This window comes from Streptomyces sp. NPDC088810 (assembly GCF_044750305.1).
Taxonomy (GTDB): domain Bacteria; phylum Actinomycetota; class Actinomycetes; order Streptomycetales; family Streptomycetaceae; genus Streptomyces.
The window spans coordinates 189,203-210,395 of record NZ_JBIVJQ010000014.1 but is presented as its reverse complement, the minus strand read 5'-3'; the positions used below and the strand labels follow the sequence as shown (position 1 = coordinate 210,395).

The following is a 21,193-nucleotide window of genomic DNA, read 5'->3' as shown; positions in this document are numbered from 1 at the left end:
GCACCGCCCCCGAAGGGAGCAGCTGACCGCATGTTCGACGTGGATGCCTACCTCCGCCGCATCGGCTGGACGGCAGGGCTGCCGAGGCCCGACCTCGACACCCTGCGCACGCTGCACAAACAGCACCTGATGACCCTGCCGTACAACGTCGCCGGGCAGGGCTTCGCCGACGGCGTCCACCTCGTGGACATCGACGAGGACGAGGTGTTCCGCACCGGGATCATGGAGGGCCGGGGCGGCACCTGCTTCCAGCTCAACCGGCTCTTCTTCCGCCTGCTGTCCGCACTGGGCTACGAGGTCTCCCTGCTGGCGGCGAGCACCGCCGAGGGCCGGGAGAACTTCGGCACCGAGATCGAGCACATGTTCATCCGGGCCGTCCTCGACGGCGAGGAGTGGCTCGTCGACGTCGGCTACCCGGGACCGTCGTACCTCGAACCGCTGCGCGTCGGCGACGAGGTGCAGACCCAGTACGGCTGCCAGTACCGGCTCGTCCGCGGCGACGACGGTGTGACCGCCCTGCAGCGGCGCGGACGCGTCACCCGGTGGGGCACCGTCTACACGTTCCGGCTGCAGGCCCGCCAGTGGCACGACTGGAAGGAACTGGAGGACCGGGCCCGCGCCCACCACGCCACCGCCGCCGGGGACGACGGCCAGGGCACCCTGTGCGGCCGGACGTTCCACAACGGCCAGGCCGTGCTCAAGGGCCGCCGGTACCTGGTCGTCCGCGACGGCCGCGAACGCGTCCGCACCGTCGTCGACGACGCCGAACACCGAAGGCTCGTCGCCGCCCTCCTCAGCGGCGACCTCGACTCCGCCGACCTCGCGTGAGAGGCCGGCAGACCAACCGAACCAACGTCACCAGCACACGACCGGAAGGACATTCCATGGGCAACAACTCGGCCGACGTCGTCGTCATCGGCGGGGGACCGTCCGGCGCGGTGAGCGCCTACACGCTGGCCAAAGAAGGGCACTCCGTGGTGCTCCTGGAGCGCGAGGAGAACCCGCGCTTCCACATCGGCGAGTCCCTGCTGCCGTACATGATGGGCCTGTTCGACCGGATCGGCATCCGGGAGGCGGTGGAGAGCGGGGGATACGTCCCGAAGTTCGGCGGCGAGTTCATCGACCCGACCGAGACCAAGTTCTTCTCCGGGGTCTTCCGCGCCGACTTCGCCAAGCAGGGCGAGGGCCGCTACGACCGGGCCTTCCAGGTCGAACGGGCCAGGTTCGACCGCATGCTCGTCGAGGAGGCCGGCAAGGCCGGCGCCGAGGTGCACTACGGCGCCGCCGTCGGCGACCTGCTGATGGAGGGCGACCGCATGGTCGGCGTCCGTTACACCAAGGACGGCGAGGAGCACGAGGTCCGCGCGCAGTACGTGGTCGACGCCAGTGGGCGCGCCGGGCGCATCGCCCACAAGTTCGGGCTGCGCAAGACGCTGGAGAAGCTCCGCATGGTCGCGGTGTTCCGGCACTACGACGGCCTGGACGAGCAGCACAACCTCGGCGTCGAGGGCGACATCCAGGTCGGCGCGCACGCCGACGGCTGGGTCTGGGCCATCCCGCTGTCCAAGGACGTCATCAGCGTCGGCACCGTCATGCCCCGCGACGTCTTCCGCGCCTCCACCCCGGAGCAGGTCTTCGAGGAGCACCTCGCCCGGGTGCCGCGGATCACCACCCGGCTGACCGGCACCCGCCCCATCATGGACCTCAAGGTCGAGACCGACTACTGCTACCACACCGACACCGTCACCGGCCCCGGCTGGGTCATGGTCGGCGACGCCGGCTGCTTCGGCGACCCCATGTTCTCCGGCGGCGTGCTCGTCGCCTCGGCCACCGCGGTCCGCGCCGCCGAGAACCTGAGCCGGGCCCTGAAGAACCCGCAGGACGCCGACCGGCTCATCGCCGAGTACGAGAACTTCTTCAAGACCGGCTACGACACCTACATCCGGCTCATCCACGCCTTCTACGACGGTGAACTGGTCGCGGTCGCCGCCGACGCCGGCCGCACCACCGACCGCGACACGCTGGAGCGCTACCTGATCCGGCTGATCGGCGGCGACTTCTGGAGCGAGCACAACGCGGTCGCCCAGGAAATGCGCCGGCGCACCGAGTGGGACACCTTCGAGCCGTTCCAGCGGGTCTTCGGCTGCCCGTCCTACCCGCACCTGGACGAGCAGGACCGCAAGGAGCGCGCCGAGTCCCGCATCCGCCGGGTGACCGCCGGCCAGTAGCCCCACGGCGCCCTTGGGGGCCCCGTCCGCCACGGAGACCCGGCCGCGGTGTGCCGCCGCCGGCCGGGCTCCGGGCGACCGACCGAGTCCGCGCGCTACGGAACAAGGTGAAGCGGAAGTGACAAGAAGAGTCCCGGTGCGCTTCGGCGACCGGTCCTACGACGTGCTCATCGGCCCCGGAGTCCGCTCCGCCCTGCCCGGGATCATCGACGGGATCGGCGCCCGGCGCGTCGCCGTCGTCTCGGCCCGCCCCGTCGAGTGGGTGCCCGACACCGGCGCGGAAACCCTGCTGCTGCCCGCCCGGGACGGCGAACCGGACAAGAACCTCGCCACGGTGGAGACCCTGTGCGCCGCGTTCGTGCGGTTCGGGCTGACCCGCTCCGACGCCGTCGTCTCCGTCGGCGGCGGCACCACCACCGACGTCGTCGGCCTGGCCGCGGCGCTCTACCACCGCGGGGTGCCCGTCGTACACCTGCCGACCACGCTGCTCGCCCAGGTCGACGCCAGCGTCGGCGGCAAGACCGCCGTCAACCTGCCCGAGGGCAAGAACCTGGTCGGCGCCTACTGGCAGCCCGCCGCCGTGCTGTGCGACACCGACTACCTGACCACCCTGCCGCCGCGCGAACTCCGCAACGGCCTCGGGGAGATCGCCCGCTGCCACTTCATCGGCGCCCCGGGCCTGCACGGACTGCCCCTCGCCGAACAGATCGCGGCCGGCGTCACCCTCAAGGCGGGCATCGTCTCCGCCGACGAACGCGACACCGGCCCGCGGCACCTGCTCAACTACGGCCACACCCTCGGCCACGCCCTGGAGGCGGCCACCGGCTTCGCCCTCCGGCACGGCGAGGGCGTCGCCATCGGCACCGTCTTCGCGGGCCTGCTCGCCGGCACCCTCGGCCGCATCCCGCCCGAGCGGGTGAGCGAACACCGGGCGGTGGTCGCCTCGTACGGCCTGCCCACCGCCCTGCCCGACGACACCGACCCCGGCACGCTCCTCGCGCTGATGCGCCGGGACAAGAAGGCCCGCTCCGGACTCACCTTCGTCCTGGACGGCCCGGCCGGCGCCGAACTCGTCGCCGACGTGCCCGAACGGGCCGTAGCCGACACCCTGGCCCGGATGGAGCGCGCCCCCCTCGACCGGCTCGTCGCCGGTGCCCCCGCCGGGGCCGCGGGAACGGAGGCGGCGGTGACATGACGTACTTCCCACGGTGGCCGCCCGGCACCCCCGGGCGGATCCGGCGGCGGGCGGTCGAGCGCATCCTCGCCGACCGGCTCGAAGCGGCCCTGGCCAGGCCCGCCGCACAGCAGCCCGGCTGGCCGGACCCGGACCGGGCCCGGGCCGTGGTCCGCCGGCTCACCGCCGGCGAGCCCCTCGTCACCCCCGCCGAGACCCGGCGGCTGCTCGACCGGCTCGGCGCCGTCGCCCGCGGCGAGGCCCTGCTGCTCCAGTCCGGCGACTGCGCGGAGACCTTCGCCGAGACCACCGAGCCCCACCTGCGGGCCAACCTCGGTCTGCTCAGAAGGATGGCGCTGGTCCTCACCCACGGCGCCGGCCTGCCCGTGGTCACGGTGGCCCGCGTCGCCGGACAGTACGCCAAGCCCCGCTCCGCGGCCGTCGGCGCCGACGGACTGCCCGTGTACCGGGGCGACATCATCAACTCCGGAGAGGCGACCCCCGCCGCCCGCACCCCCGACCCCGAACGCATGGCCCGCGCGCACGCCCACGCCCGCGAGGCGATGACCGTCGTACGACGGCTCTCCCGCGGCGACCTCGCCGACGCGCACGCCCTGCACGAGCAGAACCGGCACTTCGTCAGCACCGCGCCCGGCGGCCGCCCGCACACGGCACGGGCCGCGGAGATCGGCCGCGGGCTGCGCTTCATGACCGGCATCGGCGCCCCCGCCCCACGGCTCGGCGAGATCTGGACCAGCCACGAGGCCCTGCTGCTCGACTACGAGCGCACCCAGCTGTGGGTCGACACCGAGGGCCCCGAACCCCTGCTGTCCAGCGGCCTCGCCCACTTCCTGTGGATCGGGGAGCGCACCCGGCGGCCCGACGGCGCGCACATCGCCTTCGCCGAACTGCTGGCCAACCCCATCGGCGTCAAGATCGGCCCCGGCACGACCCCGGAACAGGCCGTGGAGTACGTACGCCGCCTGGACCCGCACGGGGTGCCCGGCCGGCTCACCCTGATCAGCCGGATGGGCCACGACCGGGTCCGCGAGGTGCTGCCGCCGATCGTGGAGAAGGTCACCGCCTCCGGCCGCCAGGTGATCTGGCAGTGCGACCCCATGCACGGCAACTCCCGTACCACCGCCGCCGGTTACAAGACACGGCGCTACGAGCACATCCTCGACGAGATCACCGGCTTCCTGGAGGTGCACCGGGCGCTCGGCACCCACCCCGGCGGCCTCCACCTGGAGGCGACCGGAGAGGACGTCACGGAGTGCACCGGCGGCGCCCGCGGCCTCGCCGAGGAGGACCTGCCCGTCCGCTACCGCACCGCCTGCGACCCCCGCCTCAACGCCGAACAGTCCATGGAACTCGCCTTCGCGGTCGCGGAGTTGTTCGCGACCGGGGCGGCGCGCAGCACGGAGGCACGACGATGACCGACACTCCCCGGCAGACCCTGGTCAGCGGAACCACCCGGCTCTACGCCGTCCTCGGCGACCCGGTCGGCCAGGTCCAGTCGCCCGGCCTGCTCAACCCGCTCTTCGCCCGCCTCGGCATCGACGCCGTGCTCGTCCCCGTGCACGTCCGCCCCGCCGACCTGGAGACGGTCGTCCGGGGACTGCAGCGCGTCGGCAACCTCGACGGCCTGTTCGTCACCGTCCCGCACAAGACGGCCGCCGCCCTGCTGGCCGACCGGCGCAGCCCCACCGTCGAGATCACCGGCAGCGCCAACGCGCTGCGCCGCGAACCCGACGGCGCCTGGCTCGCCGAGAACTTCGACGGCTCCGGCTTCGTGGCCGGCCTGGCCGGGGCCGGCCACCAGCCCAAGGGCGCCCGCGTGGCACTGGTCGGCGCCGGCGGAGCCGGCAGCGCCATCGCGGCGGCCCTGCTCGGCGCCGGCGTGGACCGGCTGACCATCACCGACCCCGACACCCCCAAGCTGACCACGCTCGTCGGCCGGCTCGCCGCCCACTGGCCGGGCCGCGTCCGGGCCGCCGAGGCACCACCCCTGGCCGACAGCGACATCGCCGTCAACGCCACCCCGCTCGGCCTGCGCCCCGACGACCCGCTGCCCTTCGCCCCGCACGCGCTGCCGCCGGGTGCGGTCGTCGCCGACATCATCATGAAACCCCGCGACACCCGGCTGCTGCGCGAGGCCGCCGCCCACGGACTCGCCGTGCACCACGGAAGCCACATGCTCACCGGACAGGTCGACTCCTACCGTGCGTTCTTCGGACTGCACACGCCCTAGCTCCTGGCACCGGCCGACTACCAGACCGAGGGATGGGAGGCCCGGCACGCCGCGTCCTAGTCTGAGGACGGCCAGCACTGCGCGCACCGTCCGGACCGGCTCTGTCGCCCCCCTTTTCGCCTCGCCCGCTCACTCCCGCCCAGCCCGTTCCCGACGGAGATTTGGAGAACCATGAACGCGCGACCGGCACCGGAATTCCCGAAGTGGCCGCAGTACGACGACGACGAGCGGACCGGACTGATCCGGGCCCTGGAACAGGGCCAGTGGTGGCGCATGGGCGGGGAGGAAGTCGACTCCTTCGAGCGTGAGTTCGCCGACTTCCACGGCGCCCCGCACGCCCTCGCCGTCACCAACGGCACCCACGCCCTCGAACTCGCCCTCCAGGTCATGGGGGCCGGCCCGGGCACCGAGGTGATCGTGCCGGCCTTCACCTTCATCTCCTCCTCCCAGGCCGCCCAGCGCATCGGCGCGGTCGCCGTCCCCGTCGACGTCGACCCGGACACCTACAACATCGACGTCGCCGCGGCGGCCGCCGCCGTCACCCCGCGCACCCGGGCGATCATGCCCGTGCACATGGCCGGCCTGATGGCCGACATGGACGCCCTCGGCAAGCTCTCCGCCGACACCGGCGTACCGGTCCTGCAGGACGCGGCCCACGCCCAGGGCGCCCGCTGGCAGGGCAAGCGGGTCGGCGAACTCGGCTCGGTGGCCGCGTTCTCCTTCCAGAACGGCAAGCTGATGACCGCCGGCGAGGGCGGCGCCGTGGTGTTCCCCGACAGCGACCTGTACGAGTCGGCGTTCCTGCGGCACAGCTGCGGCCGGCCGCGCACCGACCGGCACTACCTGCACCAGGTCTCCGGCACCAACATGCGGCTCAACGAGTTCTCCGCCGCCGTGCTGCGCGCCCAGCTGCGCCGCCTGCCCGCCCAGACCGCCCTGCGCGACCAGCGGTGGGCGCTGCTGTCCCGGCTGCTCGGCGCCGTCGACGGCGTCGTACCGCAGGGCGGTGACGTCCGCGCCGACCAGAACACCCACTACATGGCGATGTTCCGGCTCCCGGGCATCACCGAGGAGGACCGCAACGCCCTCGTCGACCGGCTGGTCGCCGCCGGGCTGCCCGCCTTCGCCGGGTTCCGCGCCGTCTACCGCACCGACGCCTTCTGGGAGGTCGGCGCGCCCGACGAGACCCTGGAGCAGGTCGCCGAGCGCTGCCCGACCACCGAGGCCATCAGCGGCGACTGCGTCTGGCTGCACCACCGGGTGCTGCTCGCCGCCGAGCGGGACCTGGAGCTGACGGCCGAGATCATCGCGGACGCCGTGGCCGCCGTATGAGCGTGCGGGCCGCCGTGGTGGGGCTCGGCTGGGCGGGGCGGGAGCTGTGGCTGCCCCGGCTGCGGTCCCACCCGGACTTCGACCTGGTCGCCGTCGTCGACCCCGACCCCGCCGCGCGGGCGGCCGTCGGCACGGCGACGGGCACCCCGGCCCACGCCGCACCGGACGCGCTCGACGCCCGGTCGGTGGACCTCGCCGTCGTCGCCGTACCCAACCACCTGCACACCACGGTCGCCGCCGGCCTGCTCGGCCGGGGCGTGTCCGTCTTCCTGGAGAAGCCGGTGTGCCTGTCCAGCGCCGAGGCCGACGTCCTGGCCGAGGCCGAGCGCGCCGGCGGCCTGCTGCTGGCCGGCAGTGCCGCCCGGCACCGCGCCGACGTCCGCGAACTCGCCGAGCTGCTCCCCGAGCTGGGTCGGGTGCGGCACGTCGACCTGGCCTGGGTCCGGGCCCGCGGGGTGCCGCGGGCGGGCGGCTGGTTCACCCGGCGCAGCGAGTCCGGCGGCGGCGCCCTGGTCGACCTCGGCTGGCACCTCGTGGACACCCTGACCGCGCTGCTCGGACCGTCCCCGGTCCGCCAGGCCGTCGGCGCCACCTCGGACGACTTCCTCAACGCCGGTGCGTGGTCGGCGGCCTGGCGCCGCGAGCAGCCGGCCGCCGCCCCCACCGGCGACGTCGAGGACACCGCCCGCGGGTTCCTGCTCCGCGAGGACGGCATCTCCGTTTCCCTGCGGGCCAGCTGGGCCTCGCACGAGGCGACGGACCTGTCCCTGATCCGGATCGAGGGCAGCACCGGAACCGCCGAACTGCGCTGCACCTTCGGCTTCAGCCCCAACCGGCAGCCCGAGTCCGTGCTGACCCTCACCCGCGAGGGTGCCACCCGCCGGCTGCCGGTGCCCGCCGAACCCGTCGGCGCGGAGTACGGCCGGCAGCTGGACGGCGTACCGGCCCTCCTCGCCGACCCCGCCGGCCGGGGCCGGGCCGTCGCCGAGGCACGGACCACCGTACGGCTCATGGAGCGCCTCTACGCCTCCGCCCGGGCCGGCCGCGACGGGCCGAGCGAGCCCGTGTACCAGCAGACCACCAGCAGATGAGGACCCCATGACAGTCCACTCGACCGACCGGCCCCCCGCCCCGGCCGGCCTCCTGACGACACCCCGGCGGGCGGTCGTCTTCGACCTGGACGGGGTGATCGTCGACAGCTTCGCGGTCATGCGGGAGGCCTTCGCGGTCGCCTACGCGGAGGTCGTCGGCGACGGCCCGGCCCCGTTCGAGGAGTACGTGCGCCACCAGGGCCGCTACTTCCCCGACATCATGCGGATCATGGGGCTGCCGCTGGAGATGGAGGAGCCCTTCGTCCGCGAGAGCTACCGGCTCGCCCACCGCGTGGAGGTCTTCGACGGCGTCCTCGAACTGCTGCTGACCCTGCGGGTGCGCGGCCTCAGGCTGGCCGTGGCCACCGGCAAGGCCGGCGACCGCGCCCGCTCGCTGCTCGACGGGCTCGGCCTGCTGCCGTTCTTCGCGCACGTCATCGGCTCCGACGAGGTGGCCCGGCCCAAGCCCGCGCCCGACATCGTGCGGCGCGCGCTGGAACTGCTGGACGTGCCGCCCGAGCAGGCTCTCATGGTCGGCGACGCCCCCACCGACCTGGCCAGCGCCCGGGACGCCGGCGTCGCCTCGGCCGCCGCGCTGTGGGTCGGCCCCGACGAGGAGGAACTGCTCGCCGCCGGCCCCGACGCGGTGCTGCGCCGCCCCGGCGACCTGCTCGCCCTGTGCCCCGCCGTACCGGGCGACTGAGCGTGCCCGCTCCCCGGGACCGGCAGCCCGGCGCCGCATCGGCGCCGGGCTGTCTCGGCATCGACGTCGGCGGCACCAAGGTCGCCTTCCGCGCGGAGACCGGCGACGGCCGGATCGAGGAGTCCTCCTTCACCTGGGGCCCGCACCGGGACGCCGCCCGCGACCTGGCCGACCTGGCATCGCATCTGGAGGAGTTCCCCGGCACGGCGGACGTACGGGCCGTCGGCGTGGCCATGCCCGCCACCGTCGGCCCCGACGAACGGATCACCGCCTGGCCCAGCCGCCCCGCGTGGACCGGGCTGGCCCTGGGCCCCGCCCTGCGCGCGCTGTTCCCCGGGTCGAGGGTCGCCTGGGCCGACGACGGCGACCTCGGCGCCCTCGCCGAGGCGGACGCGGCAAACTGCCCGAACCTCCTCTACGTCGGCGTGGGCACCGGGATCGGCGGCGGACTCGTCCTGGACGGCGCCCTGTGCCCCGGCCCCGCCCGCGGCTCCTTCGAGATCGGCCACCTCGTCATCGACCGGGACGGCCCCGAGTGCGTATGCGGCCGCAGAGGCTGCCTCCAGGCGACCGCGTCCGGCCCGGCCACCCTGGCCCACGCCACCGCCCTGCGCGGCACCCCGGTCACCTTCGGCGAACTCCGCCGCGGCCTGAGCGACCAGCGGCCCTGGGCGGTCGCCGCACTGGACCGCACGGCCCGCGCGCTCGCCACGGCCATCGCGGGCGTCGGGGAACTCGTCCACCCCGAACGCGCCGTCCTGGGCGGCGGTTTCGCCGGGGGAGTCCCGGCCCTCCTGGACGCCCTCGCGACCCACCTGGCCGACCTGTCCCGCCCGGGCCACCCCACGCCCGCCCTGGCCCCGGCCCGCCTGGGAGGCCTGTCGTCCTTGCGGGGCGCCGTCCTGCTCGCCCGGCAGCTGTGACCCCGCGCGGGGACCCGCCCGCCGGCTCCCCACCCGCGCCTGCCGGGTCCATCCGCTTCTGCCGCCGCCCGCGTCGGCCGGGCCCCCGCCTCCTGCGCCTGCCGCCCGCCCGGCAGCTCCGACGCCCGCCTCCCTTGGTCCGCGTTGCCCCGCGTCGTACCACGCGTCGTTCAGCTCGCCCGCCCGTCGCTCGACTCGCGTGCCGAGCGTCGGTTCGCGTGCCGCGGGTCGCTCGGTTTGCGTGCCCACGCGTCGGTTCGCGTGCCGCGCGTCGTTCGGCTCGCGTGCCCCGGGCGTTCGGCTCGCGTGCCGCCCGCGCTCGATTTGCGTGCCCCGGGCGTTCGGCTCGCGTGCGCTGCGTCGCTCGGCCTGTGTGTCCCGCCCTCGCTCAGCCCGCGCGGCCCGCGGTGGCCGGTGCCGCCGCGGTCACCTGGGCGCGCAGGTCGTCCACCAGGGCGCTCACCCCGGCGGGGCCGGCCGCCGTGCCGAAGACGTGGTAGTCCGGGCGTACCAGCAGGGCGGTCGCGCCGTAGCGGTCGAGGTAGGCGCGCAGCACCCCGTCGGCGTCCACCGCGTCGGTCGCCCCGGCCGTACCGTCGTACGACGTCCCCACCGGCCACAGGCGGACCACGCCCGCGCCCACGTCCCGCAGGAAGGACAGCCGGTCCGGGGTGAGGGCCGGCTCCGTCTCGGCCTTGGCGAACAGGACGAAACCGCGGCCCACCGGATCCTCCAGCGGCGCCCCCGCCGGTCCGAGCAGCCGGCCGTGCGGCAGGACCTCGCCCGCCGGCGGTACCCGGGTGTCCGCGTCCGCGCCCTCCGGGCGGTGCAGCAGACCGCAGGTGACCGGCCGTGCCGGGTCCGGCCGGCCAGGCCCCCGCCCGCGCCGGTTCGCCAGCACCGTGGCGTCCCGCTCCGCCGCGGCCGCCGCGTCCGTCACACAGATCAGCCGCCCCAGCTGCACCGACGCCAGGATGGACTCGCGGACCTGCGCCCTGCGCTCCTCGGTGTAGCTGTCGAGCAGGGACTCCGGCGCGGTCCCGCGCAGCACCAGGTCCAGCCGCCACGCCAGGCCGACCACGTCCCGGACACCCGAGCACATGCCCTGCCCGGCGAACGGCGGCATCAGATGGGCCGCGTCCCCGGCCAGCAGCACATGCCCCGCCCGCCACTCGTCGGCCCACCGCGCCTGGAAGATGTACGTGGTGCTGCGCAGCAGCCGCGCGGTGTCCGGGGTGACGTCGAACGGCGCGAGCAGCCGCCACGCGGTCTCCTCCCGGTTCAGGTCGGCCGCCCGCTCGCCCGGCAGCCGCATGAACTCCCAGCGCCGGTGCCCCGGCCCGCTCCCGACCAGCGTGGTCGGCCGCGCCGGGTCGCACAGCTGCACGTTGGTCGGCTCGAACGCGCGCGGCTCGCGCAGCTCCACGTCGCACAGCAGCCACTCGTAGGAGAACCCGAGGTCGGTGACGGACACGCCCATGCGGTCCCGTACGAAGCTGTTGGCGCCGTCGCAGCCGACCACCCATCGCGCCGTGAACGTCCGCGCGGTCCCCTCGTCGTCCTCGGCGGTCACCGTCACCCCGTCCGGCCCGTCGGCGATGTCCACGACCCGGCGGTCCCGCAGCACCGTGATGCCCGGCAGTTGCGCGGCGCGGGCGGCGAGCACCTCCTCCAGCGCCGGCTGGTGCATGGTGTTGGCGTCGGGCCAGCCGTACGGCCCCTCGGCGGTGAACTCGATGTCCAGCAGCGTCCTGCCGTCCGCCGTACGCCACTGGTAGCCGGTGCCCGGCTCGGTGATCCGGCCCAGCTCCCCGCCGATGCCCGTACCGGCCAGCAGCCGGGCGGTCTCCCCGTCGAAACTCGTCGCCCGGGGCAGCGTGTACGGCCGCCGCCGGCGTTCGAGGACCGTCACCCGCCAGCCGCGCTGCGCCAGCAGCACGGACAGCACCGAGCCGACCGGCCCGTACCCGACGACGAGCACATCCGTCCCCGGCTCCGGCTGCGGCGAACCGCCGGACGTCATCGGGTCGTCGGTGGGCACAACGGACATGGAAACCCCCTCGGTGCGGCCTGGCTGACGGGCCCTGCTCGGGTGACTCGTGGTGAGCGTACGGCCCGGCGACCGGCTGTGGCCCGGATCGGCCCGTGGGCTATCAGGTTGAGGGATACCGGCCCCGCTCCGGCTCGGCCTACTCTGCCGAAGTCCCGTACCAGACGCTGATCCCCGACGTCCCCGACGTGAAAGAGAGCCCTTCGGCATGCCTGGAGCAACGGCACAGTTCGAGAAGTGGGTCAGCGTCTTCCGCCCCTCGCCGGACAGCGCGGTACGGCTCGTCTGCCTGCCGCACGCCGGCGGCTCGGCGAGCTTCTTCTTCCCGGTCGCCACGGCCCTCGCGCCCACGGTGGAGGTCCTGGCCGTCCAATACCCGGGCCGGCAGACGCGCCGGCAGGAACCCGGCATCGACAACATCCCCGACTACGCCGACCAGATCTTCGCGGCCCTGCGCCACCTGGACGACCGGCCGCTCGCCCTGTTCGGGCACAGCATGGGCGCCGTCCTCGCCTACGAGGTGGCCCTGCGCATGCGGGAAGCCGGACTGCCGTCCCCGGTACGGCTGTTCGCCTCCGGCCGGCGTGCCCCCTCCCGGTACCGCGACGAGCACGTGCACGACGCGACCGACGAGGAGGTGCTGGCCGAACTGCGCACCCTGAGCGGCCCCAACCAGGCGGTCCTCGCCGACCCGGAGGTGCTGGCGATGTTCCTGCCGGCGATCCGCAGCGACTACACCGCCATCGAGGGCTACCGGCACGACCCCGGCCGGCTGCTCGACTGCCCGGTGACCGTGCTCACCGGCGACGCCGACCCCCGGACCACGCTCGACGAGGCACGCGCCTGGGAGGAGCACACCACCGGCCCCACCGACGTACAGGTCTTCCCGGGCGGTCACTTCTTCCACGTCGAACGCAGCGCCGAGGTCATCGCGCTGCTGTCCCGCAGCCTGAGCAGCCAGGGCGCCGACACCACCCGCTGACCCCACCGACCGCTCCCGACGAGGGAAGAGCCCGTGACGCTCGCCAACCCGGTGCCCACCATGGCCCCGCACTCGCTCCTGGTCTTCCTCCTCCAACTCGCCTTCCTGCTGCTGTTCGCCCTCGTCCTGGGCCGGCTCGCCGAGCGCTTCCGCATGCCCGCGGTCGTCGGCGAGCTGTGCGCGGGCCTGCTGCTCGGCCCGTCCGTGCTCCAGCACGTGCTGCCCGGCTTCTCCGAGTGGCTGCTGCCCCGGCAACCGGAGCAGATGCACCTGCTGGACGCCACCGGCCAGCTCGGCGTGCTGCTCCTCGTCGGAGTCACCGGCGCCGAGCTGAACTTCGGCCTCGTCCGCAAGCGCGGGGTCACCGCCGCCCGGGTCAGCATCGCCGGCCTGGTGCTGCCCCTCGGCCTCGGCATCGCCACCGGCTTCGCGCTGCGCGGCGTCCTCCTGCCGGACGGCGTGGACCCCACCGTCTTCGCGTTCTTCCTCGGCGTCGCGATGTGCGTCACCGCGATCCCGGTGATCGCCAAGACGCTCCTCGACATGAAGCTGCTGCACCGCGACATCGGCCAGCTGATCCTGTCCGCCGGTGTCGTGGACGACATCGTCGGCTGGTTCCTGCTGTCGGTGGTCTCCGCGATGGCCACCGCCGGACTCACCGCGGGTGTCATGGCGACCTCCGTGCTCTACCCGGTCGGTGTCGTGCTGTTCGCCGTGTTCCCCGGCCGCCTGCTGGTGGGTGCCGCGCTGCGCCGGGCCGGCCGCGCCGAGGGTTCCGCACCCACGATCATGACGGTCGTCGTGCTGGTCCTGTTCGGGGCCGCGGCCACCCAGGCCATGAAGCTGGAGGCGATCTTCGGCGCCTTCGTCTGCGGCGTGCTGGTCGGCACCAGCAAGGACCTGGACCGGGCGAAGCTCGAACCGCTGAAGACGACCGTACTGGCCTTCCTCGCCCCGCTGTTCTTCGCCACCGCCGGGCTGCGGATGGACCTCACCGGCCTGCGCCACCCGGAGGTCCTCGCCGCCGCCCTCGCCGTGCTCGCCGTCGCCGTCCTCGGCAAGTTCTCCGGCGCCTTCCTCGGCGCCCGGTTCAGCCGCCTCAACCGCTGGGAGGCCCTCGCCCTCGGGGCCGGAATGAACTGCCGTGGCGTGGTCGAGGTCGTCGTCGCGATGACCGGCCTGCGCCTGGGCGTCCTGGACACCGACGCCTACACCATCATCGTCCTCGTCGCCATCGTGACCTCGCTGATGACGCCGCCCGTCCTCCGGCTCGCGATGGCCCGCGCGGAGGAACTCGCCGACGCCGGACTCAGCCTGGAGGACGCGGATCCGGGCCGGACCCCGCGCGACGCCGGACGGTCCGGCGCACCCAACAGTGAGGTGACCCCATGAGCACCCTGCTCCTGCTGAACGGCCCCAACCTCGGCATCCTGGGCCGCCGCGAGCCGGAGATCTACGGCACCGACACCCTCGCCGACATCGAGAAGGCCGTCGCCGCCGAAGTGAGCGGCGCCGGCTGGGAGGTGCTCTCCCTCCAGCACGACTCCGAGGGCGACCTGGTGCGCGACATCCACCTGCACCACTTCGACACCGTCGGCGCCGTCGTCAACCCCGGGGCGCTGATGATCGCCGGCTGGAGCCTGCGCGACGCCCTCGCCGCCTACCCGCAGCCCTGGATCGAGGTGCACCTGAGCAACGTGTGGGCCCGGGAGCAGTTCCGGCACGAGTCCGTGATCGCCCCGCTGGCCTCCGGCGTCGTGGTGGGCCTCGGCTCCCTGGGCTACCGGCTGGCCGCGAGGGCCCTGCTGGAACTGGCCGGGGCGAACCGCTGACCACCGGCGGGCCGGCCCGCGCCGCGCCCGCACCTCACCGTACCCGTGTCGCGAAAGGACACCCCGCTCATGAAGCTCGCCCTGCACGAGGCCGGCGACGGCGACCGGACGGTGCTGCTCGTCCACGGCGTGATGTCGTCCTCTAGCACCTGGCGCCGGGTGGCGCCGGCCCTCGTCGAGCGCGGCTACCGCGTGCTCATGCCGGACCTGCGCGGCCACGGGGACAGCCCGCACGCCGACGAGTACACGCCCGAACTGCTCGCGGCCGACCTCGTGGAGACCGTCCCGGCCGGCGTCGACCTGGCCCTCGCCCACTCCTTCGGCGCGCCCGTGCTCGCCCTCGCGGTCGCCGGCCTGCGCCCGGCCCGGGTCGTCTACAGCGACCCGGCGTGGAAGCTCGGCGCCACATCGGTCGACGAGGTACGGGAGTTCGCGCAGGCCACCAAGTCGGCCACCGCCGAGAGCATCCGGCAGCTGTGTCCCCGCTGGCTGCCCGAGGACATCGAGGCGGAGCTGGCCGGGTACGCCCGCTGGGACGTCCGGGCCATCGAGTGGCTGCAGAGCGACCGGGACCTGATCCCCGCGCGCGCCGAGGTGCCCTCCCTCGTCCAGGGCGCCGGCGACCACCACCTCGTCCCGGACGAGCTGGCCGAACGGCTCCGCGCGCGCGGCTTCGAGGTGGTGTACGTGCCGGACACCGGGCACTGCATCCACCGCGACGATCTCGACGGCTTCCTGAAGTCGCTGGACGGCTGGCTCTGACCGCGGGGGCGGGGCGCCCGGCCGGTGCCCCGCCCCGTGTTAGGTTCGTCCCATGGACGCAGGTCACCTCACGCAGGTGGAGACGGGGAGTTCCCCGGCCGCTGACCCCACACCCCCCGTGCTGCACGGCTCGTTCGTGATCGATCTGGACTTCACGGTGCCGCGGGCCGAGGTGTTCCGCGGCTTCGCCGACCCGTCCCTGCGGCGCCGCTGGTTCCGGCTGCCCGGCGGGTCCACCACCGCCCGGCACGAGCTGGACTTCCGGGTCGGCGGCGAAGAGACCGCCCGCAACGTCTTCGTCTCCGGCGACACCGAGGAGCACCTCGCCTACCGCTCCCGCTTCCTGGACATCGCGCCGGACACCCGGATCGTCCACGTCTACGAGGCCGAGGTCGACGGCACCCGCCGCTGGATCTCCCTCGTCACCGTCGAACTCGCCGACCGTCCCGTCGGCTCCCGCCTGACCTGGACCGAGCAGTACACCTGGCTCGTGCCCACCGGGGACGGCAGCCAGGACACCGCCCACCTCCGCGGCGGCACCCGCCTCCGCCTCAACGGCCTTTCCGCGGTGGTGGATCCGGACCGCCACCGCGGCCTGCACGGCACCTGGGCGCCGGCGGACCGAGGCTGACCCGTCGTGGCGGCCGGCTGCCGGGGCGATTACCCGTCAGGTCATCGATCCGCGCACGCCCGCGTGCCACGATCGTCGGCGTAACGGAGGCCGACCGACCGGAAGGACACCATGCCCGCCTACGCCATAGCGCACTTGCAGGAGGCCGCCCCGCACCCGGAGATCGCCGAGTACATCGAGCGCATCACCGCCACCTTCGAGCCGTACGGCGGCCGCTTCCTCGTGCACGCCGCACAGCACGAGGTCAAGGAGGGCGAATGGCCCGGGCACGTCGTGGTGATCTCCTTCCCCGGCATCACCGAGGCCCGGGCCTGGTGGGACTCGCCCGCGTACCGGGAGATCGCACCGCTGCGCTCCCGGCACATCGCCGGCGACATCGTCCTGGTCCCGGGCGTCCCCGAGGACTACAACCCCGCCGACACCGCGAAGGCGATGCGGGAGAACCTGCCTGCCGGGTAGCCCCGGGGCCGGGGCCCGTGGTCAGGTCCGCAGGGTCCGGGCGAGGGGCTGCCTTCGCCGCGAGTTCAGTCGTGCGACCCGGCCAGCAGCCGTTCGGCCCGCGCGGGCAGGTCGCCCGGCTCGTCCAGGCGGGCGGCGGTGTCCAGCGCGCGCCGGGCCGTCGCCTGGTCCCTCGTACGCCTCGACCAGGCCCTTCGCCAGCAGCACCGGGAACTCGCCGAACAGCGTGCCACCCGCCGGTACTGCGTCCAGCAGGTCGGCGGGCAGGGCCGGGGACAGCAGCTCGGTCAGCCGCTCGCGCACCTCCGGACGCGTGTCGGCGGCCCGCGCCAGCACGGACAGGACACGCCGGTCCTGCTCCTACGGTGGTCTCCATCAGCAGGCCGAGCAGGAACCGGGGCGTGGCCACCGCCAGGACGGGTTCCTCGGCGGCCCGTCCGGCAGCGACTCGTCCCAGTACGGCTCCGCCCCCGCCGTGGCGGGCGGGCAGAGGTCGCGCAGCCAGCGGGCCACCGCGAGCCTGCCCTACCGCTGCGTGCCGGCCTTCGTGCGGAGCGGCGCCTACGACACGGAGGCGTGACGGCCCGACGCAGGTGCCGTCGGCAGTGCCCTGACGCTCCCGGCCGCCGAGCCCACCGCACACTCGTGCGCATATGATCACCGGAAGTCCCGCAGGCCGGAGCCTTACCACGGCTGTCGTCCGAGCCGGCGGGGACTTCCCCGGAGCCGACGGGAGACGGCTCGGGGGGAGTGTGTGATCGAGGCACGTGAGGGAGGGGCAGGGCGGTGGGCATCCACACGCGTCGTCCTGGGGAGTACGCCAGGCCTGCCGGGCGGATACTGCTCGACGACCACTTCGAGGCGTCCGGGGAGTTCTACGCGTCCGGGGCGTACTACCACCAGCAGTCGCTGAGCGGACTGCCCGCGCAGCAGCGGGTCGAGTGCGAGCTGGTACCCGAGCCCCACAACCCGTGGGACGCCCGGGCGGTCGCCCTCGACGTGGACGGCGAGCGCGTCGCCTACCTGCCCGCGACCTCGGCCAAGATGTGGCATGACGTCGTACGGGCGTGGAACGCCGCCGGATTCGCGGTGTACACCGGTGCCGAGACGAACCGCTGGACCACGGGCGGCGGGGACCGCTTCGGTCTTACCCTGCCGAAATGGGACTGGCGCAGTCTGCTGGACCTGGCGGAGGCCGCGGGACTGCGCGCCGGCTGGGAAGCAGCCATGGCCGACCTCACCGACGAGCAGCGTCTCGCGCTGCGCGAGGGCCGGGGCTACGACCCCGACGAGTCCGCGGTGAAGGCGCTGTGGCGAAGACGCTCCGCGCACCCCCTGTTCAGCTGGGGTGCGAAGAGGGACGGGGACCTGACCGAACGGATGCCGTTCTGGTACGGCTACTTCGTCCGTGAGCGGATACGGGAGGAGAGCGAGGAACGGCGGGAGCGACTCTGGTTCGCCCGGTCCGTCAAGTCGGAGCTGCTCCGCGCGTTCAAGGCCGAGATCGGCCGGAGACGGGAGCGGGACCGCGAGCGGTCGCTCGTGCAGCGAGCCGACCAGGACGAACGGGCGCTGCGGCTGCAGCGCGAAGGCCGGCGCGTCGCGGAGATCGCCGCCGAGCTGGGGCTGACCCACAAGCAGGCCGAGAACGCCCTGACCCGTGCGCGCAGAGCCGCGGGTGTCGTCTCCCGGCGACCGGAGGACCTCCAGAACGAGCGCCGCCGCCAAGCTGCCGAGGCGGTCGCCCTCAAGAGGTCCGGGATGGCGCGCGCCCAGATCGCGCGAGCCATGGGCCGGTCCGCCGACACCGTCGACGAACTGCTGAAGGACGGCTTCTTCTACGAGGCACCCGAGGACCAGCCGGAGCGGCTGGACCTCGCCCGGCGCTGCGTCGGGCTGCGGGGCACGGGGCTGGCCAAGGAAGACGTCCTCGACCGGCTGGGAGTCAGCCGCAGTCAGGCCCTGAGAGCATTCCGGGACGCCTCGTTCCTCGAAGCCGATGTCAGACCTGCCCGCTAGCTTGGGCACATGACATCTTTCAGCCTCGCACCGTGGTCCGACCAAGGGCTCGACCTGCTCCACCGGCAGAACACCGCCGAGTCGACCGAGCACCTCGGGGGCCCGGAGAGTGCGGACCGGCTCCGGCGCCGTCACGAGCGGTACCTCGCTCTCACCGACGGCAGGATGTTCCTCATCGTGCTGGACGGACAGGTCGTCGGCTCGATCGGGTACTGGACGCGGGAGTGGGAAGGGGAGCAGGTCTACGAGACGGGCTACGGCATCCTTCCCGAGTACCGGGGCCGGGGCCTCGCGGTCGAGGCACTGCGTCTGTGCGCCGAACAGGCCGGCCGGCAGGGCTCGCGCCGCTGGCTGCACGCGTTCCCCTCCGTGCAGCACGACGCGTCGAACGCGGTGTGCCGCAAGGCGGGCTTCGAACTCGTGGGAGAGTGCGCGTTCGAGTACCCGCCCGGGAACCCCATCCGCTCCAACAACTGGCGACTCGGGCTCACTCGGCCGGCTGCCGGCTGAGAGAGGGACGAGTCGGCCGCTCGCAGCAAGCCGTTTGCCCGCTCGCCCCGGTCGTGGAACGTTGAGGTGGGGGCTGTCGGTGTCGGGGCTGAGGCGTGAGTGGGTCTGCAAGGCCGCAGAACGCGGCACACAGCACGAGGTCGCGGAGCTGACCGGGATCTTCCGTGACCGCGGCCTGCTGCCCCGGCTGGAGTTCGCCCCGCAGGCCGCACCCCCCGCACCCCGCCTGGCACCGGCCCTGCGGGCCGCAGGCTTCACCGGCTCCCCCGTTAGCGGTGTACCGCCCGCTCGGTTCCGGCGGCCACGTCCTCGCGGGGTGCGGTGCGGTGCAGATGCAGCAGCGGGGGCGAGACCGACTCGGCGATCGCCGCGGCGAGTTGCGCGTGACCGTCCAGGATCAGATGGCAGTCCAGGCCGCTGACCCACCACAGCAGGACGGGCGGGAGCGTACCGTCACGGGCCTGCTTGCGGTACGCCTTGACCCGGCCGTCGCCCGGGTCGGGCATCCGCCGCAGGGCGCCACCCGGTGCATCGAACAGGTACGCGGCGAAGCGGTGGGCCCAGCGGTCCGGGTGGCCGGCCAGGGCCCGTCCCGTCCCGGCACGCAACGGCGGGAGAGGAGAGCGGTAGGCGTCCGTGCGCCGGAACTCCACCCCGTTGTCGTCCTCTTCGACCACGGCAAGGAGCACGGGCCGCGACCGCTGGGCCAGCAGCAGTCGGCGCTCGGCGCTGAACAGGCACAGGGTGATGTTCGTTCGCCGCATGGCAAGACCCTGGGCCGGCGCCCGTGCGCCCCGCCCGTCTGCTCCCGGTGCGCCCGGATTGCGCCCTACCCGAGGCCCCGTGGCGGCCCGCACGCTCGACGGCATGGGGGACACCGACCACATCATCCCGTTACCCGGCCCCGGCCCGGACGGTTCCCGGCAGCCGCCCGCGGGCACGCCCGCACCCTGGGAGACCGCCGACCGCGTCCAAGCCGCCCTGGACGGCGCCGCCGGCCCCGAACCGCCCCGGCCGCCGGTCTGCCCCCACTGCGGGCTCACCGGCGACCGCCGACCCACCTACACCGGAGAGTACGTCCTCCTCGAACCCCGCCTCACCCTCCCCGCCCACCTCGTGCCCGGCGGCCACCGCTGGCACCTCGACAGCAACGGCACCGCCTGGAACGGCGGCCTGGACGAGCCCCTGCCCGGGGCGACGTGCCGGATCCCGCACCAGCTGGCCTGCCCGGGCCTCACCCTGGACGAGATCCAGCCGTGGCGGTGGCTGACGGCGGTCCGGGAGTACAACGCGCTGGCGGCGCGGCACCGGGCCGACACGGACGGGGCCCGGGAGACGTTGCCCGACGCCGGGTGACACGGCGGGGGGCGCCGCCGCGGTCGTACGGCGTCCCCGTCGGTGATGTGCTGTGCAGCTTTGGCCCCCGCTGGTCCGCCGCCCCGGGAGTGGCGGACCAGCGCCACCGAAGGCGCCGTCGCGGGGTAACCGGAACCTACGCTCCGAGCGCCCGCGACGGAAGAGCCGGGAGTGTGGTCCAGGTCATACCGACCGCGCCGGGTCGTCGGTGTAACCCGCTGACCTGCGTAAACGGTGCGGGTGTACCTACCGTGTCTCCCACACTCCCCCGGGTGACCGGCGGCCCTCCTCCGCCCTAGCCCTCGGCCCGCAGCGCGGCCCCGCGCTGGTCGAGCCGGCGGAGTGCCACGTCCCCCCACTGGAGGTTCTCCCGCTCGAAGGACATGCCGCGCAGCAGGGTGAGATACGGGCCGATGCGCTCGGCCTCCGCGAAGTACGCCTCCTCCGAGCGCCCGTCCAGCAGGCGCTGCCGGATCCGCTCGTAGCGGGCCAGCTTGGCGGTGGCCCACTCCATGCGCTCGGCGACGGCCGCCCGCACCGCCTCCATGTCGCCGGCGTCCGCGCACTGCACCTTGACCAGCAGCTCGTCCCGGATCACGGCGGGCCGGCCCGGAGGCTCGGCGGTGTACGCGCGTACGGCCTCCCGCCCGGCCTCCGTCAAGGAGAACAGCCGCTTGTTGGGGCGGCGCTCCTGCTCGACGACGCGGGCGGTGACGAGCCCCTCGGCCTCCATGCGCTCCAGCTCCCGGTAGAGCTGCTGGGGCGTCGACATCCAGAAGTTGGCCACCGTCGCGTCGAACGCCTTCGCGAGGTCGTAACCGGACGCCTCACCCTCCAACAGCGCGGCCATCACCGCGTTCCGCAAAGCCATGGGCCTACGCTACGCTCCA

Annotated in this window: 23 protein-coding genes; 19 read left to right on the top strand and 4 right to left on the bottom strand. The window is 74.1% G+C overall.

Annotation, left to right across the window (positions count from 1 at the left end; genetic code table 11):
* Positions 1 to 30: 30 nt before the first annotated feature.
* The 9 genes from ACIP4Y_RS34295 to ACIP4Y_RS34255 all read left to right on the top strand — a co-directional run bounded on the left by ACIP4Y_RS34295 (position 31) and on the right by ACIP4Y_RS34255 (position 9,702).
* The gene (locus ACIP4Y_RS34295; RefSeq protein ID WP_358647979.1) at positions 31 to 828 is read left to right on the top strand and encodes an arylamine N-acetyltransferase; all 798 of its coding nucleotides are present in this window, start codon (positions 31 to 33) and stop codon (positions 826 to 828) included.
* Between the two features lie 56 nt (positions 829 to 884).
* The gene (locus tag ACIP4Y_RS34290; RefSeq protein WP_401399872.1) at positions 885 to 2,228 is read left to right on the top strand and encodes an NAD(P)/FAD-dependent oxidoreductase; all 1,344 of its coding nucleotides are present in this window, start codon (positions 885 to 887) and stop codon (positions 2,226 to 2,228) included.
* A 118-nt stretch (positions 2,229 to 2,346) separates the two neighbouring features.
* A complete protein-coding gene (locus ACIP4Y_RS34285; RefSeq protein ID WP_401399870.1) occupies positions 2,347 to 3,423 on the top strand; it encodes a 3-dehydroquinate synthase family protein in 1,077 nt (358 codons plus the stop codon).
* On the top strand, positions 3,420 to 4,838 hold the full coding sequence (locus tag ACIP4Y_RS34280) for a 3-deoxy-7-phosphoheptulonate synthase (protein WP_401399868.1): 1,419 nt from the start codon (positions 3,420 to 3,422) through the stop codon (positions 4,836 to 4,838). The genes ACIP4Y_RS34285 and ACIP4Y_RS34280 overlap by 4 nt, the downstream gene beginning before the upstream one ends.
* Positions 4,835 to 5,653 carry a shikimate dehydrogenase family protein gene (locus ACIP4Y_RS34275; protein ID WP_401399866.1) on the top strand — a complete coding sequence of 273 codons (819 nt, stop codon included), beginning with the start codon at positions 4,835 to 4,837 and terminating at the stop codon, positions 5,651 to 5,653. The genes ACIP4Y_RS34280 and ACIP4Y_RS34275 overlap by 4 nt, the downstream gene beginning before the upstream one ends.
* 171 nt (positions 5,654 to 5,824) lie before the next feature.
* Entirely contained in the window at positions 5,825 to 6,985 is a 1,161-nt protein-coding gene (rifK, locus tag ACIP4Y_RS34270; RefSeq protein ID WP_401399865.1) for a 3-amino-5-hydroxybenzoate synthase, read from the top strand.
* The gene (locus tag ACIP4Y_RS34265; protein ID WP_401399863.1) at positions 6,982 to 8,076 is read left to right on the top strand and encodes a Gfo/Idh/MocA family protein; all 1,095 of its coding nucleotides are present in this window, start codon (positions 6,982 to 6,984) and stop codon (positions 8,074 to 8,076) included. The genes rifK and ACIP4Y_RS34265 overlap by 4 nt, the downstream gene beginning before the upstream one ends.
* A 7-nt stretch (positions 8,077 to 8,083) precedes the next feature.
* A complete protein-coding gene (locus tag ACIP4Y_RS34260; protein WP_401399861.1) occupies positions 8,084 to 8,779 on the top strand; it encodes an HAD-IA family hydrolase in 696 nt (231 codons plus the stop codon).
* Positions 8,780 to 8,781: 2 nt separating this feature from the next.
* On the top strand, positions 8,782 to 9,702 hold the full coding sequence (locus tag ACIP4Y_RS34255; RefSeq protein WP_401399860.1) for an ROK family protein: 921 nt from the start codon (positions 8,782 to 8,784) through the stop codon (positions 9,700 to 9,702).
* A gap of 388 nt (positions 9,703 to 10,090) precedes the next feature.
* Here ACIP4Y_RS34255 and ACIP4Y_RS34250 read toward each other — a convergent pair whose 3' ends face one another.
* Positions 10,091 to 11,752 (bottom strand): bifunctional 3-(3-hydroxy-phenyl)propionate/3-hydroxycinnamic acid hydroxylase, encoded by a 1,662-nt coding sequence (locus tag ACIP4Y_RS34250; protein WP_401399858.1) that lies wholly within the window; start codon positions 11,750 to 11,752, stop codon positions 10,091 to 10,093.
* A 208-nt stretch (positions 11,753 to 11,960) separates the two neighbouring features.
* Here ACIP4Y_RS34250 and ACIP4Y_RS34245 point away from each other — a divergent pair, with 208 nt between their 5' ends.
* From ACIP4Y_RS34245 to ACIP4Y_RS34220, 6 genes are all read left to right on the top strand, one after another.
* Positions 11,961 to 12,734 carry a thioesterase II family protein gene (locus ACIP4Y_RS34245; RefSeq protein WP_401399856.1) on the top strand — a complete coding sequence of 258 codons (774 nt, stop codon included), beginning with the start codon at positions 11,961 to 11,963 and terminating at the stop codon, positions 12,732 to 12,734.
* Positions 12,735 to 12,767: 33 nt separating this feature from the next.
* Positions 12,768 to 14,126: a cation:proton antiporter gene (locus tag ACIP4Y_RS34240; protein WP_401399854.1), complete on the top strand. Its 1,359-nt coding sequence runs from the start codon at positions 12,768 to 12,770 to the stop codon at positions 14,124 to 14,126.
* Positions 14,123 to 14,566: a type II 3-dehydroquinate dehydratase gene (locus tag ACIP4Y_RS34235; RefSeq protein WP_401399852.1), complete on the top strand. Its 444-nt coding sequence runs from the start codon at positions 14,123 to 14,125 to the stop codon at positions 14,564 to 14,566. The genes ACIP4Y_RS34240 and ACIP4Y_RS34235 overlap by 4 nt, the downstream gene beginning before the upstream one ends.
* Positions 14,567 to 14,635: 69 nt before the next feature.
* Entirely contained in the window at positions 14,636 to 15,328 is a 693-nt protein-coding gene (locus ACIP4Y_RS34230; RefSeq protein ID WP_401399850.1) for an alpha/beta fold hydrolase, read from the top strand.
* A gap of 52 nt (positions 15,329 to 15,380) precedes the next feature.
* Positions 15,381 to 15,959, top strand: a complete 579-nt coding sequence (locus tag ACIP4Y_RS34225) for an SRPBCC domain-containing protein (protein WP_401399848.1) — start codon at positions 15,381 to 15,383, stop codon at positions 15,957 to 15,959.
* A gap of 111 nt (positions 15,960 to 16,070) precedes the next feature.
* Positions 16,071 to 16,418 carry a DUF1330 domain-containing protein gene (locus tag ACIP4Y_RS34220; RefSeq protein ID WP_401399846.1) on the top strand — a complete coding sequence of 116 codons (348 nt, stop codon included), beginning with the start codon at positions 16,071 to 16,073 and terminating at the stop codon, positions 16,416 to 16,418.
* A 21-nt stretch (positions 16,419 to 16,439) separates the two neighbouring features.
* On the opposite strand, the gene ACIP4Y_RS34215 is transcribed toward ACIP4Y_RS34220, so the two are convergent.
* The gene (locus tag ACIP4Y_RS34215) at positions 16,440 to 16,721 is read right to left on the bottom strand and encodes a hypothetical protein (RefSeq protein ID WP_401399844.1); all 282 of its coding nucleotides are present in this window, start codon (positions 16,719 to 16,721) and stop codon (positions 16,440 to 16,442) included.
* A gap of 10 nt (positions 16,722 to 16,731) precedes the next feature.
* Between ACIP4Y_RS34215 and ACIP4Y_RS34210 the strand changes: the two genes are divergently transcribed.
* The 3 genes from ACIP4Y_RS34210 (at position 16,732) to ACIP4Y_RS34200 (ending at position 18,947) form a co-directional block, all read left to right on the top strand.
* The gene (locus tag ACIP4Y_RS34210) at positions 16,732 to 16,998 is read left to right on the top strand and encodes a hypothetical protein (protein WP_401399842.1); all 267 of its coding nucleotides are present in this window, start codon (positions 16,732 to 16,734) and stop codon (positions 16,996 to 16,998) included.
* 206 nt (positions 16,999 to 17,204) lie between these two features.
* Positions 17,205 to 18,437 (top strand): hypothetical protein, encoded by a 1,233-nt coding sequence (locus tag ACIP4Y_RS34205; protein WP_401399840.1) that lies wholly within the window; start codon positions 17,205 to 17,207, stop codon positions 18,435 to 18,437.
* Between the two features lie 9 nt (positions 18,438 to 18,446).
* On the top strand, positions 18,447 to 18,947 hold the full coding sequence (locus tag ACIP4Y_RS34200; protein ID WP_401399838.1) for a GNAT family N-acetyltransferase: 501 nt from the start codon (positions 18,447 to 18,449) through the stop codon (positions 18,945 to 18,947).
* A 269-nt stretch (positions 18,948 to 19,216) separates the two neighbouring features.
* Here ACIP4Y_RS34200 and ACIP4Y_RS34195 read toward each other — a convergent pair whose 3' ends face one another.
* The gene (locus ACIP4Y_RS34195) at positions 19,217 to 19,711 is read right to left on the bottom strand and encodes a hypothetical protein (protein ID WP_401399837.1); all 495 of its coding nucleotides are present in this window, start codon (positions 19,709 to 19,711) and stop codon (positions 19,217 to 19,219) included.
* Between the two features lie 79 nt (positions 19,712 to 19,790).
* Between ACIP4Y_RS34195 and ACIP4Y_RS34190 the strand changes: the two genes are divergently transcribed.
* Positions 19,791 to 20,303 carry a DUF6083 domain-containing protein gene (locus ACIP4Y_RS34190; RefSeq protein WP_401399836.1) on the top strand — a complete coding sequence of 171 codons (513 nt, stop codon included), beginning with the start codon at positions 19,791 to 19,793 and terminating at the stop codon, positions 20,301 to 20,303.
* 295 nt (positions 20,304 to 20,598) lie between these two features.
* On the opposite strand, the gene ACIP4Y_RS34185 is transcribed toward ACIP4Y_RS34190, so the two are convergent.
* A complete protein-coding gene (locus tag ACIP4Y_RS34185) occupies positions 20,599 to 21,174 on the bottom strand; it encodes a PadR family transcriptional regulator (protein WP_358646160.1) in 576 nt (191 codons plus the stop codon).
* Positions 21,175 to 21,193 lie beyond the last annotated feature (19 nt).

What these genes read in the sequence shown, in the direction of transcription:
- ACIP4Y_RS34250 (WP_401399858.1), bottom strand. Translation starts at nt 11,752, where the DNA reads ATGTCCGTTGTGCCCACCGACGACCCGATGACGTCCGGCGGTTCGCCG.
- ACIP4Y_RS34280 (WP_401399868.1), top strand. Translation starts at nt 3,420, where the DNA reads ATGACGTACTTCCCACGGTGGCCGCCCGGCACCCCCGGGCGGATCCGG.
- ACIP4Y_RS34295 (WP_358647979.1), top strand. Translation starts at nt 31, where the DNA reads ATGTTCGACGTGGATGCCTACCTCCGCCGCATCGGCTGGACGGCAGGG.
- ACIP4Y_RS34235 (WP_401399852.1), top strand. Translation starts at nt 14,123, where the DNA reads ATGAGCACCCTGCTCCTGCTGAACGGCCCCAACCTCGGCATCCTGGGC.
- ACIP4Y_RS34200 (WP_401399838.1), top strand. Translation starts at nt 18,447, where the DNA reads ATGACATCTTTCAGCCTCGCACCGTGGTCCGACCAAGGGCTCGACCTG.
- ACIP4Y_RS34225 (WP_401399848.1), top strand. Translation starts at nt 15,381, where the DNA reads ATGGACGCAGGTCACCTCACGCAGGTGGAGACGGGGAGTTCCCCGGCC.
- ACIP4Y_RS34220 (WP_401399846.1), top strand. Translation starts at nt 16,071, where the DNA reads ATGCCCGCCTACGCCATAGCGCACTTGCAGGAGGCCGCCCCGCACCCG.
- ACIP4Y_RS34260 (WP_401399861.1), top strand. Translation starts at nt 8,084, where the DNA reads ATGACAGTCCACTCGACCGACCGGCCCCCCGCCCCGGCCGGCCTCCTG.
- ACIP4Y_RS34290 (WP_401399872.1), top strand. Translation starts at nt 885, where the DNA reads ATGGGCAACAACTCGGCCGACGTCGTCGTCATCGGCGGGGGACCGTCC.
- ACIP4Y_RS34245 (WP_401399856.1), top strand. Translation starts at nt 11,961, where the DNA reads ATGCCTGGAGCAACGGCACAGTTCGAGAAGTGGGTCAGCGTCTTCCGC.
- ACIP4Y_RS34265 (WP_401399863.1), top strand. Translation starts at nt 6,982, where the DNA reads ATGAGCGTGCGGGCCGCCGTGGTGGGGCTCGGCTGGGCGGGGCGGGAG.
- ACIP4Y_RS34185 (WP_358646160.1), bottom strand. Translation starts at nt 21,174, where the DNA reads ATGGCTTTGCGGAACGCGGTGATGGCCGCGCTGTTGGAGGGTGAGGCG.
- ACIP4Y_RS34275 (WP_401399866.1), top strand. Translation starts at nt 4,835, where the DNA reads ATGACCGACACTCCCCGGCAGACCCTGGTCAGCGGAACCACCCGGCTC.
- ACIP4Y_RS34230 (WP_401399850.1), top strand. Translation starts at nt 14,636, where the DNA reads ATGAAGCTCGCCCTGCACGAGGCCGGCGACGGCGACCGGACGGTGCTG.
- ACIP4Y_RS34195 (WP_401399837.1), bottom strand. Translation starts at nt 19,711, where the DNA reads ATGCGGCGAACGAACATCACCCTGTGCCTGTTCAGCGCCGAGCGCCGA.
- rifK (WP_401399865.1), top strand. Translation starts at nt 5,825, where the DNA reads ATGAACGCGCGACCGGCACCGGAATTCCCGAAGTGGCCGCAGTACGAC.